General features: G+C 46.3%; 14 protein-coding genes. 8 read left to right on the forward strand and 6 right to left on the reverse strand.

The features are described from left to right. Nucleotides 1-161: 161 nt before the first annotated feature. The 6 genes from SIB64_RS09005 to SIB64_RS09030 all read left to right on the forward strand — a co-directional run bounded on the left by SIB64_RS09005 (nucleotide 162) and on the right by SIB64_RS09030 (nucleotide 4,824). Nucleotides 162-599, forward strand: a complete 438-nt coding sequence (locus SIB64_RS09005) for a hypothetical protein (protein WP_413439905.1) — start codon at nucleotides 162-164, stop codon at nucleotides 597-599. 205 nt (nucleotides 600-804) lie between these two features. Beyond that, nucleotides 805-1,125 (forward strand): sulfotransferase, encoded by a 321-nt coding sequence (locus SIB64_RS09010; protein WP_413442956.1) that lies wholly within the window; start codon nucleotides 805-807, stop codon nucleotides 1,123-1,125. Further along, a complete protein-coding gene (locus SIB64_RS09015; protein WP_413443087.1) occupies nucleotides 1,049-1,354 on the forward strand; it encodes a hypothetical protein in 306 nt (101 codons plus the stop codon). Before SIB64_RS09010 ends, SIB64_RS09015 begins: the two co-directional genes overlap by 77 nt. Nucleotides 1,355-1,367: 13 nt before the next feature. Then, nucleotides 1,368-1,661 carry a hypothetical protein gene (locus SIB64_RS09020; protein ID WP_413439906.1) on the forward strand — a complete coding sequence of 98 codons (294 nt, stop codon included), beginning with the start codon at nucleotides 1,368-1,370 and terminating at the stop codon, nucleotides 1,659-1,661. A gap of 288 nt (nucleotides 1,662-1,949) precedes the next feature. Continuing rightward, the gene (locus tag SIB64_RS09025; RefSeq protein ID WP_413439907.1) at nucleotides 1,950-2,180 is read left to right on the forward strand and encodes a hypothetical protein; all 231 of its coding nucleotides are present in this window, start codon (nucleotides 1,950-1,952) and stop codon (nucleotides 2,178-2,180) included. Nucleotides 2,181-2,295: 115 nt separating this feature from the next. Then, on the forward strand, nucleotides 2,296-4,824 hold the full coding sequence (locus SIB64_RS09030; RefSeq protein ID WP_413439908.1) for a GH116 family glycosyl hydrolase: 2,529 nt from the start codon (nucleotides 2,296-2,298) through the stop codon (nucleotides 4,822-4,824). 550 nt (nucleotides 4,825-5,374) lie between these two features. Here SIB64_RS09030 and SIB64_RS09035 read toward each other — a convergent pair. Beyond that, nucleotides 5,375-5,620, reverse strand: a complete 246-nt coding sequence (locus tag SIB64_RS09035; protein WP_413439909.1) for a hypothetical protein — start codon at nucleotides 5,618-5,620, stop codon at nucleotides 5,375-5,377. Between the two features lie 18 nt (nucleotides 5,621-5,638). Next, complete coding sequence (locus SIB64_RS09040) at nucleotides 5,639-5,800, reverse strand: hypothetical protein (protein ID WP_413439910.1); 162 nt, start codon at nucleotides 5,798-5,800, stop codon at nucleotides 5,639-5,641. Nucleotides 5,801-6,264: 464 nt separating this feature from the next. On the opposite strand from SIB64_RS09040, the gene SIB64_RS09045 reads away from it, so the two are divergent. After that, nucleotides 6,265-7,053, forward strand: a complete 789-nt coding sequence (locus SIB64_RS09045) for an ion transporter (protein WP_413439911.1) — start codon at nucleotides 6,265-6,267, stop codon at nucleotides 7,051-7,053. A 768-nt stretch (nucleotides 7,054-7,821) separates the two neighbouring features. Here the strand turns inward: SIB64_RS09045 and nth are convergent. The 4 genes from nth to SIB64_RS09065 all read right to left on the reverse strand — a co-directional run bounded on the left by nth (nucleotide 7,822) and on the right by SIB64_RS09065 (nucleotide 11,675). Continuing rightward, a complete protein-coding gene (gene nth, locus SIB64_RS09050; protein ID WP_413439912.1) occupies nucleotides 7,822-8,475 on the reverse strand; it encodes an endonuclease III in 654 nt (217 codons plus the stop codon). Between the two features lie 24 nt (nucleotides 8,476-8,499). Next, nucleotides 8,500-9,342 carry a hypothetical protein gene (locus tag SIB64_RS09055; RefSeq protein WP_413439913.1) on the reverse strand — a complete coding sequence of 281 codons (843 nt, stop codon included), beginning with the start codon at nucleotides 9,340-9,342 and terminating at the stop codon, nucleotides 8,500-8,502. Nucleotides 9,343-10,056: 714 nt separating this feature from the next. Continuing rightward, a complete protein-coding gene (locus SIB64_RS09060) occupies nucleotides 10,057-10,365 on the reverse strand; it encodes a hypothetical protein (protein WP_413439914.1) in 309 nt (102 codons plus the stop codon). A 1,082-nt stretch (nucleotides 10,366-11,447) separates the two neighbouring features. Next, nucleotides 11,448-11,675 (reverse strand): hypothetical protein, encoded by a 228-nt coding sequence (locus SIB64_RS09065; RefSeq protein WP_413439915.1) that lies wholly within the window; start codon nucleotides 11,673-11,675, stop codon nucleotides 11,448-11,450. Between the two features lie 764 nt (nucleotides 11,676-12,439). Between SIB64_RS09065 and SIB64_RS09070 the strand changes: the two genes are divergently transcribed. After that, nucleotides 12,440-13,327, forward strand: coding sequence for a metal ABC transporter substrate-binding protein (locus SIB64_RS09070; protein WP_413442957.1), 888 nt, complete (start codon nucleotides 12,440-12,442; stop codon nucleotides 13,325-13,327). The last annotated feature ends 356 nt before the right edge of the window (nucleotides 13,328-13,683 follow it).

Raw genomic sequence — 13,683 nt, forward strand, 5'->3', positions numbered from 1 at the left:
GGGAGGTCAAGTGGTTAGAGGTAATTAGTCGCATGTCTTTAGCCATGGTTATCAATGAATTTGGTGATGGGGATTTCTGATCGAATAATTTCTATCAGTCAATTATTAAAGTCAAGAAAGCTAAAAATAAAGGTCGTATCAATATTAAGCTGAATGCCCGCGTGTTCAATGATCTTGGTGACGATCCGAATCTGGATGCCAGAGATTTCTTTACATTCAAGGTTCCGAAGAACAGGGAACTTGTCTCTATTATGTTGAACAAATATGATAACTCGTCTTACGGAGATAACACTGGCGCTGGCGCGTCGATTGCGGATTTGGCTGATCCATCGGCATTGATCGGGGGGAATCTGATCGGCGTGGCGGACGGCCTCATGCAAGGGGATGAATTGATGGCCGATCTGCAGAAGGGGTTCAGTTTTGGAGAGATGAATGTTCCTGCCCTGGAGCCAGGTGCCATGAGCGGCGGAGACCTCACCTTTTGTTTCCAGGAAGGCAATCAGGGTGCTGAAAATCTGCAATTTGTGGACTACTCAATGACCTTTACGTTTGACTTGATCGCATCATCATCCTTTAAGATTGCATTGCTGTGGCTTTGATTGTGACAACCTCATGGTCATCGTGATGTCCTCTTTGTCATGGTGACAGCCTTCCTGTAAAGGTTATCTGATCTTCTGTTAATGAGAGAATTAGGGTATTGATTCTCTCATTGGTTTTTTTGTGGGACTGCGATCAAGGGGATATGATCTTCTGCTGGCCGCGGGCTTCATTCGCCCTGCTGTGCTGCTCAGGGATCAGGTGGTTGTGATCGGCCATTGGAGGAGTGGAACAACGTTCCTTCATCAACTTCTTGCCTGCGATCCAACGGCCGCAACGGCCAGGAACCGGCTCACGATGGCTCCTCAAGTGGCGCTGATTTTGAAACCTTTGATTCGTTGCATTGTTCCCTATGTCATCACGTCGATTCACCCAATTGATCATGTTCCATGGAGTGCTGATGACCCTCAGGAAGATGAGATCAGATTGGCGAGACTCATAAGAAACCAACATGGCAGGGATCGCCTTCCTAAGACTCTATCGACGATGTTTTCGTCAATTTGTTCTGAATCAGTCTGCAGAGTATGAACAGCAACTGCTTGATTTTTCCCGTTTGACCTGGCTTGAGTATGGCCGTGGAAAGCGACATTTGTTGATCAAGAATTTAGCGCATATTGCACGAATTCCTTTGTTGCTTCGATTGTTCCTAGGGGTTCGTTTTATTGTTTTGAAAAGGGAACCCAGGGATTCGATTCGCTCTCTCGTTCAAGTCAAACAGGAATTGGCAGCATGTGGTGGGATTGCAAGATTTGCCTGATGAAGTAACTCAGGTGAGGAAAACATTTTCCTCCTATTCTGAATTGATGCATGCATTTGAGGCATCCCACCATCTGATTTTGGATGGTCAGTTTGCAGAACTCACCCATGAGGATCTCTATGAGTCCCCCCTCGATTCTCTTGAGCGAATCTATGGAGAACTTGGCCTCGTGAGCTGGGAGGAGGTATGTCATTCTTTGGCTCGACGAATTCGGCAGGCAGGCTCTTATCGGCCTCGGCCTGTAAGTCTGCAAGAGTTCTCCGAAAATGTTCTCAACGCTCTGCTTGAAAAGAGTCGGTCTCTTTAGTCGTTTTTAACAGCCTTGAGGTGTTTTTCAGTGCAGGGTTTTGTATTGAGTTGGCGGTTGAGATTGTTGTCTTCAAAATCTTTGTGTTAGCAAAGGCATATGTTTGATTTGATGTGTAAGAAGAACTTGGGATGGTTTGAAAATATTGGATTGGCGTCTCTGTTGCCGCTTTTGTTCATCAACAGATTCCTTGTTGGGATTGGTATCACACTTTGTAGGGCGGAGTTGTCCGGGTGTTGTTGTTCTGTTGTTCAATATTTGTATGACAATGACACAACAACCCGCTTCATGAATTCCGATCGACGGCAACGTCTCCACGAGCTTCTCGTCGCTTTGCTGTCCCGGGATGAGGAGCTGCCACTCATGGACGAGGAGCTCCCTGCTGCCGGCCATGCAGGAGAACCGGCGGTATGGCTGGACAAAAACCGTCGCACGCTCCAGCGCTATCAAGCTCTCGTTCGAACAGCAGTCACCCTCGATGCCCTGGTCGATGCGGAACAAACGGACCATGAACCGTGATGGAGAGCTCCTTTCACTCCCGACGCGCTCGAAGTGATTCATGGGGATCTGAGCTGTCTAAACCACTGTTTCAACGGTTCACCTCTGGCAATCTGGGTCCAATGTGAGATGTTCCATGGCTTCCTTGGGTTTGCCCGCCCTGCGCGGACTGCTGCGCCGTGGTTCCCGTTCCAGTGCTTGGCAGGTTCCAGCGGCAAGTTGGAGCCGACCGTTCGGTTTGGGGTGGAACGAGCCCTACAGCGTTCGTTACGCCAGCAACCTTGATGATGGTGCCTGGCATGGGATGCCGCTTGGCGGTTTTGGTGCAGGCTGCATCGGACGCAGCTCTCGTGGAGATTTCAACCTCTGGCACCTCGATGGAGGTGAACATTGGTTCGGAACCGTTCCAGACTGCCAATTCGCGATCTGGGAATGTCAGGGGGAGACCAAACGTGCCCATGCTCTCGCCACCACTCCGGATCGTGATGCTTCCCGCGATGGTGCTGCAGAGCCGCTGAAGTCATGGTCCTGGTATCCCGGCAGCACGGAGGACGTCAAGACGGGAACCTATGCCGCTCGATACCCCCTCAGCTGGACCCATTACGAGGGTGTTTTTGCTGCGGCAATCACCTGCGAAGCCTTCAGCCCAGTCATCCCTGGTGACTATCAGCGCACGAGCTATCCAGTGGCTGTCTTCCGCTGGCAACTCAGCAACCCCACCCCACAGCCCCTCGAGCTCTCCATTCTTGTCAGCTGGAGAAACATGCTGGGTTGGTTCACCAACACGGATGCCTCAGCGGAAGTTCATTTCCGTGATGACGGAAGCCCGGAACATAATTACGCCCCAGCCATCGGATCATCGGCAGGGCATCGCAACCGCTGGGTTGATGCATCGGGTTTTAAAGGACTGATTCTCGATGGCCAACGATCGGACTCCGTTGAAGAAGGTCAGGGTCAATGGTGTCTTGCCGTCCCTGATGACCTTGAAGGTGTCGAGATCACACGCTGCAGTCGCTGGGATCCCACGGGTGATGGCGCAGAGATCTGGGGCCCTTTCGCATCGGATGGCCGCATTCCCGACAGCAACAATGATCGAGCCAGCCGCCCTGGTGAGCAGGTCAGTGCGGCGATGGCCGTCAAACTGACGTTGGCACCGGGTGAATCCCGCGAGATTCCGGTGGTGATCAGCTGGGATCTTCCGGTGACGGCGTTCGCCTCTGGCGTGGGTGAATGGCGCCGCTACACCGACTTTTTTGGCGTTGATGGCAATAACGCTGCTGCCATCGCTGCAGAAGCCCTGCGGGACTGGATGTCGTGGCGTGAGCGCATCGATCGCTGGCAGGAGCCAGTTCTGAACAAGGCGGAGATTCCCGAAAATCTGAGAATGGCCCTGTTCAACGAGCTCTATGACCTGGCCAGTGGTGGGACGCTCTGGAGTGCTGCGCGACCTGGGGATCCGATCGGTCGCTTTGGGGTCCTCGAATGCCTTGATTACGCCTGGTACGAAAGCCTTGATGTGAGGCTTTATGGCTCCTTAGCGCTGTTGCAGTTGTGGCCTGAGTTGGACAAGGCGGTTCTGCGAAGTTTCGCTCGCGCAATCCCGGCCAGTGATGACACCCAGCGTCCGATCGGTTGGTATTTCACGCAAGGGAAAGGACGTGTGGAAGCGGATCGCAAAGTTAGAGGAGCCACTCCCCACGATTTAGGTGCACCGAATGAAATGCCGTTTGATGCCACCAACTACACCGCCTATCAGGACTGCAATCTCTGGAAAGACCTGGCAAGTGATTTCGTGCTGCAGGTTTGGCGCACATTCACGCTGTCACCTACCGGGGAGGATCTGAGTTTTCTCGCCGAGTGTTGGCCGGCAGCTGTGGAGGCTCTTCGTTATCTGAAGCGATTCGATGTCAATGATGATGGCTTACCGGATAACGGCGGCGCTCCAGATCAGACGTTCGATGACTGGCCTTTAAAAGGTGTCAGTGCCTATTGCGGTGCACTTTGGATTGCCGCGCTTGAGGCAGCACTGTCGATGGCCCAACGCCTGCATCTTGAACTGGGCCTCGACACAGGCGACGACCAGCATGCGTTTGGCCAGTGGTTGGAGCAGGCCCGAAGCAATTTCGATGATCTTCTCTGGAATGGTGAGTACTACCGGATTGATGCTGAGAGTGGTACGCCTGTCGTGATGGCTGATCAGCTCTGTGGCGACTTCTATGCCCGTTTGTTGAAATTGCCTCCAGTGGTGAGTGAGGCCAAGAGCCGAAGCACGTTGAATGCTGTGAGGGAGGCCTGTTTTGAAGGGTTCAAAAACGGTGAACTGGGCGTTGCAAACGGCCTTCGTCGTGATGGCACACCGCTGGACCCAAACGGTACGCACCCACTTGAGGTTTGGACTGGGATCAATTTCGGTCTTGCTTCCTATTACCGGTTGATGGGAGAGAAGAAAACGGCTGAAGCGATTTGTTCAGCCGTTGTCGATCAGGTTTATTCCGGTGGGTTGCAATTCCGCACACCAGAAGCCATCACCGCTGTCAATACATACCGAGCATGTCATTACCTGAGAGCAATGGCGATCTGGGGGCTTTGGGCAACAGAAACAAACTGGTCCTTGATCCCTGGAGCTGCTGATCAACCAATGAGTTCCGAATCAACTCCAGCTTGAAATTAGAGATAAAGTAAAAAAAACTGCGATCGGCTTTACCCATTTAGTTGAAAATACATTTTTTGTGTGATCTTGGTTTGCGTTGTCCTCTAAAATATTCACAACATAATGACTGTCGGAGACGGGTGATATGAATGGTGTACTGATTGAACTGATCCACATCCTTAGCCTAAAAGAAACTTTCCTGAGGGGGTTTAAAAAGAATCAGTCAAGCTAAATAGGGCAGCAGTTTGCCTTGATGCACTGGCTGGAAGTCTGGATTTCAATGGTCAAATATTCTCAAAAACTTTGATGCTAAGAGGGAAGACGGAATTTAATTTTACACCGTTCTTTGTGCTGGCTTTAATTTACTTCTTGGCGTGAGTGCTGCAAGAATATTGCAGCTTAAATTTTCTTTAATCAGCGGTTTGCTGCAAGGAGATAGTATTGTTATTGGCAGTATTTGGTGCTTGTTGTGTGCTGGTTGTTCGGAAAGATTTTTATCTTATCATTCGTGCAATAAAGCAAGATGACAAGGCCGGCCATTTAGAAGGATTGAAACAACTTGGGATTAATCCCAAACAATCATCGAGTTGGTGAGTGGTTTTGTGATTCCAATCAGTTCGGCAACATATTCCCCATCCAAGCGAATCTGCAAGTTTCCACCCTTAAGATTCATGCTCATATCTTCAAACTTCTTGTAGTCGTCATCAATCTGGAGTTTATCTTCTTTGGAGTTGAAATCAGTGATTTTGACAAAGCCGTCCTCATCATCATCAATGATGAAAAGTTCATCACTTCTTCCGACGGTGAACACATTCTTTCCTCCCTCAATTTAATCATTTCCACTGCCACCATCTAGTTTGTCTTTCCCATCGTTCCCTTCAAGTTTGTCATTTTTACTTCCACCAGTGAGTTTGTCGTTACCGCCTCGCCCATTCATGAACGTCGAGACGTTTTTGGCTTTTTTCTTATCAGCCTTGTTGGTTCCCTCCAAACATTGGTCGTACTACTTGCTGCAACCCCACCAGCTGAATGTGCTGACGTCAGAATCATCTGTGACGATCGTTGTCGAAACTTTGTCCATGGGTACTAAAAACGTTCAATTGCAACATATCCAGAGCAAGTCGTAGTGGCTTCGGAAAGGAGATTTGGGAAGATTTGGATCAAATCGTCGCCAGAGACGGTGGTCAACAAAGGTTCTTAGAAATCTGTCGCCTGACTCCATAAGCCTGCAGGTCCCTGCCTTCACAAGTTGAGCAGGGCCGTGTGACGCCCCACGTTGGTGGGTAGGGATCTCTGTTGCTGTTGCCTCCTGTCTGTGGACACAATCTGAGCCCCTTGATCATGTCGGATGAGGTTCATGCTGGCGGTGGCGTAAGACGGTTATTTCAGGGTTAGGAAATCAACTGGCATCGCGCATGAACAAACCACACAATGTGACCAACCAGCGTCGTTGTGATGGTCAGCAAGTTGCGCGGCAAACTCCTTGTGCTGTTTGGTCAGGACTGCATCGGTGGACGTTCTACACCACTGGCGAAGGGTATTCTTGTTCTTATTATTTTTTCAATTTTACTCGCTATAGTAGCAACTGAGCCTACAATTCGTAGGGATAATGTGGATCTTTTAAGAAATCTAGATTATGCCATTGCTCTATTGTTTCTATTAGAATATCTCGCCCGTTTGTGGATTGCACCGCTCAGGCCTGGGGCAAGTAGAGGTATAAAAGGCTCCCTTCATTTTGCCGCTACACCAACGGCTTTACTAGATTTGTTGGCGATTCTTCCTACAATTTTGGGCACTGTTAGCCCGGAATTGTACCTTCTGAGAGTAATTCGTCTTGTACGAATTGGTCGTATCGCTCGTTCCAAGCGCTTTCGAGACAGTATGATGTATTTCCACCATGCGATTGCATCTAAGAAAGAAGAACTTGGGATTTCTGCTGTCTACAGTGCTGTTGTTATTAGTGTAAGTAGCATCTTGATGTATTTAGTCGAGGGAAATGTGCAACCTGAAGAATTTGGTTCGATTCCACGCTGTCTCTGGTGGTCGATCATTACAGTCACAACCGTTGGTTACGGTGATGCCACACCGATAACAACGATGGGAAAGATTGTTGCATCGCTAGCTGCAATTAGTGGTATCGCCGTCATTGCGATACCAATTGGAATTGTTTCGGCTGGATTTACTGATTCCATCAATGAAGAAAAGCGTAGAAGGGCTCTTCATGATCAATCCGATTCTCACTGAATGTCAGCCTCTGCTTGAATTCTTCTCCATATTACACTTCTCTACCGAAGAGTAATTGGTTGTTTGCATAAGCAGAACAGTTATTTTATTAATATAGCGATAGCATCGAGAATTGGCATTGGCAATGAATAGCCTTGTTCAATATTTTTTATGTTTGCTTTAACTTGGATGTGTACTGCTGCGTGATCCAAGAGTTTTCATTGGTCTTAATATGGTACGATTGTTGTAAGGAGTGATTACATGTTTTTATCTTTTGAGAGACTAGTTGGTTTTAATTGGGTTTAGCTGTGGCAGTTATCTGTCTTTTATTAGTAGCAAAGTGTCAAGGGATGTTGAATTGTACTCAGATGACGTTGCCGCTCTGTTCGGCTTTAATCGATCGGATAAAATATATGTTAATTTTCTACGGCTGACTCCATGGCCCATGGATTTTATAAAGTTTAATGCCGCATTAATGCTTCGTTGGCAGGTCGTATATTTGTATTGATTTTTAAAACTAAGTTGCTCTTTTAAAATTGGCTTTTTGATCGTCGTCAATTGATGGTGTAACATTAAGTGGTTATTGAAAAACGCTTGGGCAGCCCAAAGCGTAAGCAAATTTGTTGGGATAGAAGTCGTATACCTCAAAAGTTATCAAGAAATTATGATCATATTTTTGCTCTCTTAAATGTAAAAATAGACCCTAAGTGATTTCTAAATTTAAAATTGCGATTCTTAATCAGATGTGGTCTTGCAAAAGAAGCGTGGTGACGATAATTTGCGCGTTGATTAAGGTTTTTTTGTTAAAACTGGTCGACGACGATTTGGGTAAAGTTCACGACAAAGCGGGCAGATTTTTCCATTACATCCTCTTGCAGTGCAAAATTCACGTCCATAGAAGATAATCTGAAGATGCAGCTTATTCCAGTTCTCCTTTGGAAAAAGTGCTTTCAGATCGCGTTCGGTTTGCTTCACATTGTCGCCATTACTGAGTCCCCAACGCTGAGCCAACCGATGAATATGAGTGTCGACCGGAAACGCTGGCACACCAAAGGCTTGAGACATGACCACGCTTGCTGTCTTGTGACCTACCCCTGGGAGTGCTTCCAAAGCTTCAAAACTTTGTGGGACATCCCCTTCGTGTCTCTCGATTAAAAGTTGTGCGAGCTTTTTGATGTTTTTTGCTTTTGTCTTTGCTAATCCCAATTGGCGAATAAAAGACAAGATCTCTGCTTCCTCCAATGATGCCATTGTTTGCGGGTCGGGGCCTGCCGCAAAAAGTTTTGGCGTCACTTCATTGACTTTTTTGTCTGTGCATTGCGCGCTCAATAGAACAGCGATCAGCAAGGTGAATGGATCTTGATGGTCGAGGGGAACAGGCGTCTCCGGGTAATGCTGATCAAGTCTCTGCATGATCACGATGGCCCTTTCTTTTTTTCGCACGTTGTGGCACTATCTGCGAACATCCTAGAAGATGTTTCGATTCAATTCGACGAAGCTGTCATTGAGGAGGATGACATCATTAAAAGATTGTTCCAATTCTTTTAATCTTATCTCTGGATTCCAATCACGCAGATCCACCGATAGGATTGGACGTAGACTTTCTGGGATTGATAGGAAATCGGCTAATTGCTTTAACATCTTGCCTGTTTCTTCTTGGTTTTTTCGTATTTTCTTCTCTTCAGATTTGAATGTCAGGAGAGCTTTCTGTAATGAGGGGATTGCATGTTCAAGAAGTGGATTGTCTTTTGCCTTGTCAAGGGTTGATATCGCTGCCTGTTGCATTGTTTCCAGCTTCATCCATGCGTCGTAACACCATCGTAATTCGTTAAGACAATCTAATGCTGTCTTCAATGCGGTCGCTTCGACTGAAATGGGACTGATGATCTGTATGGATTGGCGTGTCAGCAACAGACTCACTGATTGCTGCGGAATCCCAGAGTGACCCTTCCAGAGTGCGATGTGCTCTTCTTCAGAGCGAATGTGGTTTCCCTCACCTTTTAGGCATCTGGTGATCATTTCGAGTTTCAGCTGATTCGCCTCTTGTATGACCTGAATCTTCTGCACCTGATGAAAGATTCCTTCCACAGACACCACTGAAAGGCTATGCCGAGTCTGGGCTTGTTCCACATAGCGCTTCAGAAGACGATGGTTCGCCCGCCGCACCTGCATTTTCAGGATCCACAACAGGAGGCCCAAACCACCGGCGATGATTGCAAACTGCCAGAAACGGATCGCAACGATCAATAGCGCTAGGCATCCCAGCGCAATCAGGGATTGTCGATCGTCTTCGTTGATCAACCAAGGCATTGTTCTGGGGAAAGCATGTTGTGCAGATCGCTTTGAATTGTGGTGTATGTGGTGATGATGCGGGGCATTTCACATCGTCACTTGTTTTTGTACAACGTATCAAGGCCTGCTGACCGTTTATTCTCCCGCATTACTTCTAATGAGTATTGTTGTGGCAATCCTTACGATATGACAGCCCAGCTTTCTTAGACTAACGTTTTAAAGGAGGAAGGAGGTAAAAGAGTTTCATCTTGATTCGGCAAAAACAACTTAACACGATCTCCCGACAGATGGACCTATCACGACAAGTTTGCGTACATTTGATCTATTTGTTTGGCTAAGTTGTCAGTATTATTGGTTGGTACGAATGAAAATCAACTGAATTCCCCGATCTGGAGATGTGGCTTTTTTTTAGTAAGGTGTTAGTTCTGGCCAGTCAGCCGCTGAAAGATTGGAAAGGTTTGTCATATTGTTAGCGATATGGATAATAAGTTTGTCATATTGTATTATTCAACTTGGACATTCAATGATCCAACCCAACCTGAAAATTTAGTTGAAGTTCATTCCTTGACTGCTTCGTCGCTGGATTCGCAAAAATTCAAATTATTTGGTTGTTGATTGGCTTTGATTGAAGCTGCTCACTAAAAAACTCAAAATAATTTTGTAAAAGCTCCCTAATCTTGTATTTTTTAAGTATTTCCTTTCTTGTTCTGATCTGGCTTTGCGATTCGTTGATCAAGGAAGTATGGTAAATTTACTCCAATCAAGACAATCAGGATAATCGGCCCTGCCCTGAAGTATTCCTCCTTTTGTTGCGAACTTAATTGCATTCGCGTCCAAATATTCCGGCCATGTTGGCAATTCATTGAAGTCGTATAGTATTTCCGCACCTAGAGTTACCCCCTCAGGTGTCAACAATTTTTTCTTTTTCAGGTAGCAATAGCTGGCAATACTATATTCGACTTCATGCAAGATCATGTCTGATTCTATAAAAGCATTGCACATTCGGTTTTCTGATGTGCAGAATTGATCGATTTCATCCATCGTCACAGGATTCTTTCCCTGTTGAGGTGCAGCTGATACTTGTATCGGTCCAAATGAGAGAAGAAGCGCACCAAGAGCAGCTATAAATTTGAACATTTCTCTTGATCTAACACGTCTATCTTAATTTCTCTACCTCCTTTCATATCCCTACGTCAGCTCCTTATAACGGTTTACAAGGTCTCCATCAACACAGCTATACGGGGTTTCAAGGGTCAACATCATCTGTTCTCTTTTCATGAGTCCAGCAACACCATCGGACCATGCCCCAAGCCTTTTGCGTCTTGGTAGAATAACGTTATAAATTGTTTCGAGGTTACCAGAACCTACAGATCAACAATAAGAGTGAATCATGAGACTTTTCTGAGGTCGCACCGATGCTTAGGCAATGACTTCTTAAGGTTATGTCTCGGCTAACTTCGAAGAGGGATATGTCGCCCACTATGATTCTCAACTGTTCTTGTTGAAATCGTCCCAGCCAAGCTTCAATGCATGAAGTGAAGTCATCCACTCCACATGTTTGTTGGATAGTATGCCTGAATGTTCAGATAGATCCGAGGTAAAGTAAAGATCTGACTGACCTTTTACGATTTCGATTCTTAGCGAACTAGTAGATCGGAATCGTAATCTATATCAGTATCAATATTTAACCTCTCACATTGAAACGTACCGGTCTAAATAAAGTGAAATTGACTCATCTTTGCAACCAATTAGTTGCAGACATGTTTTTGGAGACGAGGGTAAAGCGGTGAAATCTCTTACCGTTCTTGACTTTACTCTTGAGCGACCTCGTTAATTACTTAAAGATTCCTATTTTCATCGATCTATGCCTTGCTTTTTAAGTCAATTCTTGGCAGTAACAATCAATTGCCGAACATCTGTGTGAGTCTTTTTATTTCGATTTAAACGTGAATCTCCTCATGGTTTGACCATTCATTTGTTATGGTATTACCCGGGTTTGTACAGATGATTAGACCGTAGGGGGCAGGTCTCGTTTTGAAGAATGTGCGTCTGGGTAATGTCTATCGTTAAGATTTTTATGGTTGAATAAAGTAGTGACTGTCGTTTTCTTTTGCTCGCCAACATCAACGACGTTCAGTATATTTGAAGCAGTCATCACCGCCCAACTCGCCAGTGGCGCAACCCTCTTTTATTGCTAGCGCTCTTTGTTCTGGTGTGTTGGCATCACGTTTCTCCAGGAATTCGTAGACGGTTAATGATATCAAGCGTTCTTCGAAAAGTTGTTGATTCGTCTGCGCCTTGGCTTGTGGTGCCAATAAAAATAATGCGAAGACTGCAACAATAATTCTCATGACTATCATGCTTATTAGCACTATACTGCAATAACACTACCTCCGCGAATGAATATGTCAATATTTCTGTCTGAGAGAACTGCTTCAACTTCTCTTTGCAGCTTGTCTGGGCTGTATCAATCATGTATCTCCCTTGAACATATAAGTATGATCATAGATCCACTGTCGAAATTGTCTTATTTTCGTAAGAATAGCCTGTGAGATTCTTCTCGTTGGATCAAAGTGTGTTTTGCGTTACGCAGTTTTTGGGGTCTGTTTTTTGGGGTTCCAATGGCTGCCATAGGTACCAACCATGAATGAATTTCTTCTGCAACTCAGAATCGAAATCGATGCCAAATTTTTGCACTATTTGCTGGTAGTCGATCGGGGTGCCTTGATTTGTCCTTGCAATGCATTATTTGCTTAATAATTTACCTCCTCTTGACTATTCTATTTTTGTAGTCAGTGCAATCTTGAGCGAAGCAGTTCAGAGCATGAGGCAGCAATCACAGGGACATCGTCAACAAACACCAGCCTGACCAAGTGGAGTCTCCAGCTTGTCTTCGTTTGTCACAGGGCCGCTTGTCGCTCCATCGAATCGCTCGCCGGTAGGCTGAATTGTAGTGAAGGTGAAGGCGCCCAACTCAGCCTCCCATCTCTACACCAACCCAACATCCCTCAAACCCTTGCCTCGTCTCAATCCCTTTCAGATCAAGGGGTTATGCCAATCCTCGAAACTTTTCAAGTTCAGTTCAATCACTCCGCATCTCGCCAGTGCATTGCTACTGGGGTCGTTGCTTCTTACAGGGTGTCAACAGTCGGATTCTGCTAAGGAGCAGAAGGACGAACGACCTGAGGTTCTGACAACGTTCACAGTCCTCGCTGATTTAGCTCGCAATGTTGCGGGTGATCGTCTTCGGGTGCGTTCCATCGTTAAGCCCGGTGCAGAGATCCATGGCTATCAACCCACCCCTAGTGATCTAGAGCAGGCAGTTGATGCTGATTTGATTGTTGAAAACGGTCTTGGTCTCGAGTTGTGGTTCAAGCGTTTCACATCCTCTGTCAACCATGTCCCCACCGTGACCTTGTCGGATGGCATGCAACCTCTTCTGATCGAAGAGGACGTTTATGCCGGAAAGCCAAATCCCCACGCATGGATGTCTCCGAAGCGGACAATGGCCTATGTGGATCGTCTTGTCGACGCATTTTCACGATTGGATCCCGAAGGTGCTGATGCTTATTTGCGCAACGGCAATGCTTACAAGGAGAAGTTACGACAGCTTGATCAGGCGCTCACAAAATCGTTGTCTGAGATTCCTAAGCAACGCAGAATGCTTGTCAGTTGTGAAGGAGCATTCAGTTACCTTGCACAGGATTATGGTTTGGAAGAGGCTTATTTGTGGCCTGTCAATGCTGAAAGTCAGGCCACACCCCGACGGATGACCAAACTGATTGATACAATACGTCAGCGAAACGTTCCGACTATCTTTTGCGAAAGTACGGTTAGTGATAAAGCTCAACGCGAGGTAGCAGCTGCTTCAGGTGCAAATTTCGGAGGTATATTTTATGTCGATTCACTATCCGGTGAGAATGGTCCAGCTCCTACCTTACTTGATTTACAGCAACACAATGTTGAGATGCTAGTCAAAGGATTGAGTTCACCCGTACCTTAGCAGGAGAGTAAGTTTTCTTCTGCTTAAGCTCGATTGGGTCGCCTTTTTTAGCAGTATATCGATATTTTGATTCAACTCTGTTGGCTTTAGCCGTGAATAGGACAAGTCGGTTCAGTTTTTGTATTGCCATTATGTCTTTTTTATTCTAGCTAATTGGCTTCGTTTGGATCGTTGTTCTATGCTGAGTGTTGTTGGCCTTAGTCGAGTTCTCTCCCTCTACTGTGCTTGACTGATTTGACTTTTTGTCAACTTTTATAGGTCCCGGTCTTGATCAAGGCGTTTTGGTACTTGTTTACTTGCGAGAACTCACTTGTTTCTATTTACAGTGCCTTTTCCTTCGTTGTTGTCCGCCAACT

The organism is Synechococcus sp. MIT S1220, assembly GCF_047303025.1.
GTDB lineage: Bacteria > Cyanobacteriota > Cyanobacteriia > PCC-6307 > Cyanobiaceae > Parasynechococcus.

Coding starts and splice junctions, on each gene's coding strand:
- SIB64_RS09015 (WP_413443087.1), top strand. CDS start 1,049: ATGGCAGGGATCGCCTTCCTAAGACTCTATCGACGATGTTTTCGTCAA.
- SIB64_RS09025 (WP_413439907.1), top strand. CDS start 1,950: ATGAATTCCGATCGACGGCAACGTCTCCACGAGCTTCTCGTCGCTTTG.
- SIB64_RS09030 (WP_413439908.1), top strand. CDS start 2,296: ATGGCTTCCTTGGGTTTGCCCGCCCTGCGCGGACTGCTGCGCCGTGGT.
- SIB64_RS09045 (WP_413439911.1), top strand. CDS start 6,265: ATGGTCAGCAAGTTGCGCGGCAAACTCCTTGTGCTGTTTGGTCAGGAC.
- SIB64_RS09055 (WP_413439913.1), bottom strand. CDS start 9,342: ATGCCTTGGTTGATCAACGAAGACGATCGACAATCCCTGATTGCGCTG.
- SIB64_RS09060 (WP_413439914.1), bottom strand. CDS start 10,365: ATGGATGAAATCGATCAATTCTGCACATCAGAAAACCGAATGTGCAAT.
- SIB64_RS09065 (WP_413439915.1), bottom strand. CDS start 11,675: ATGAGAATTATTGTTGCAGTCTTCGCATTATTTTTATTGGCACCACAA.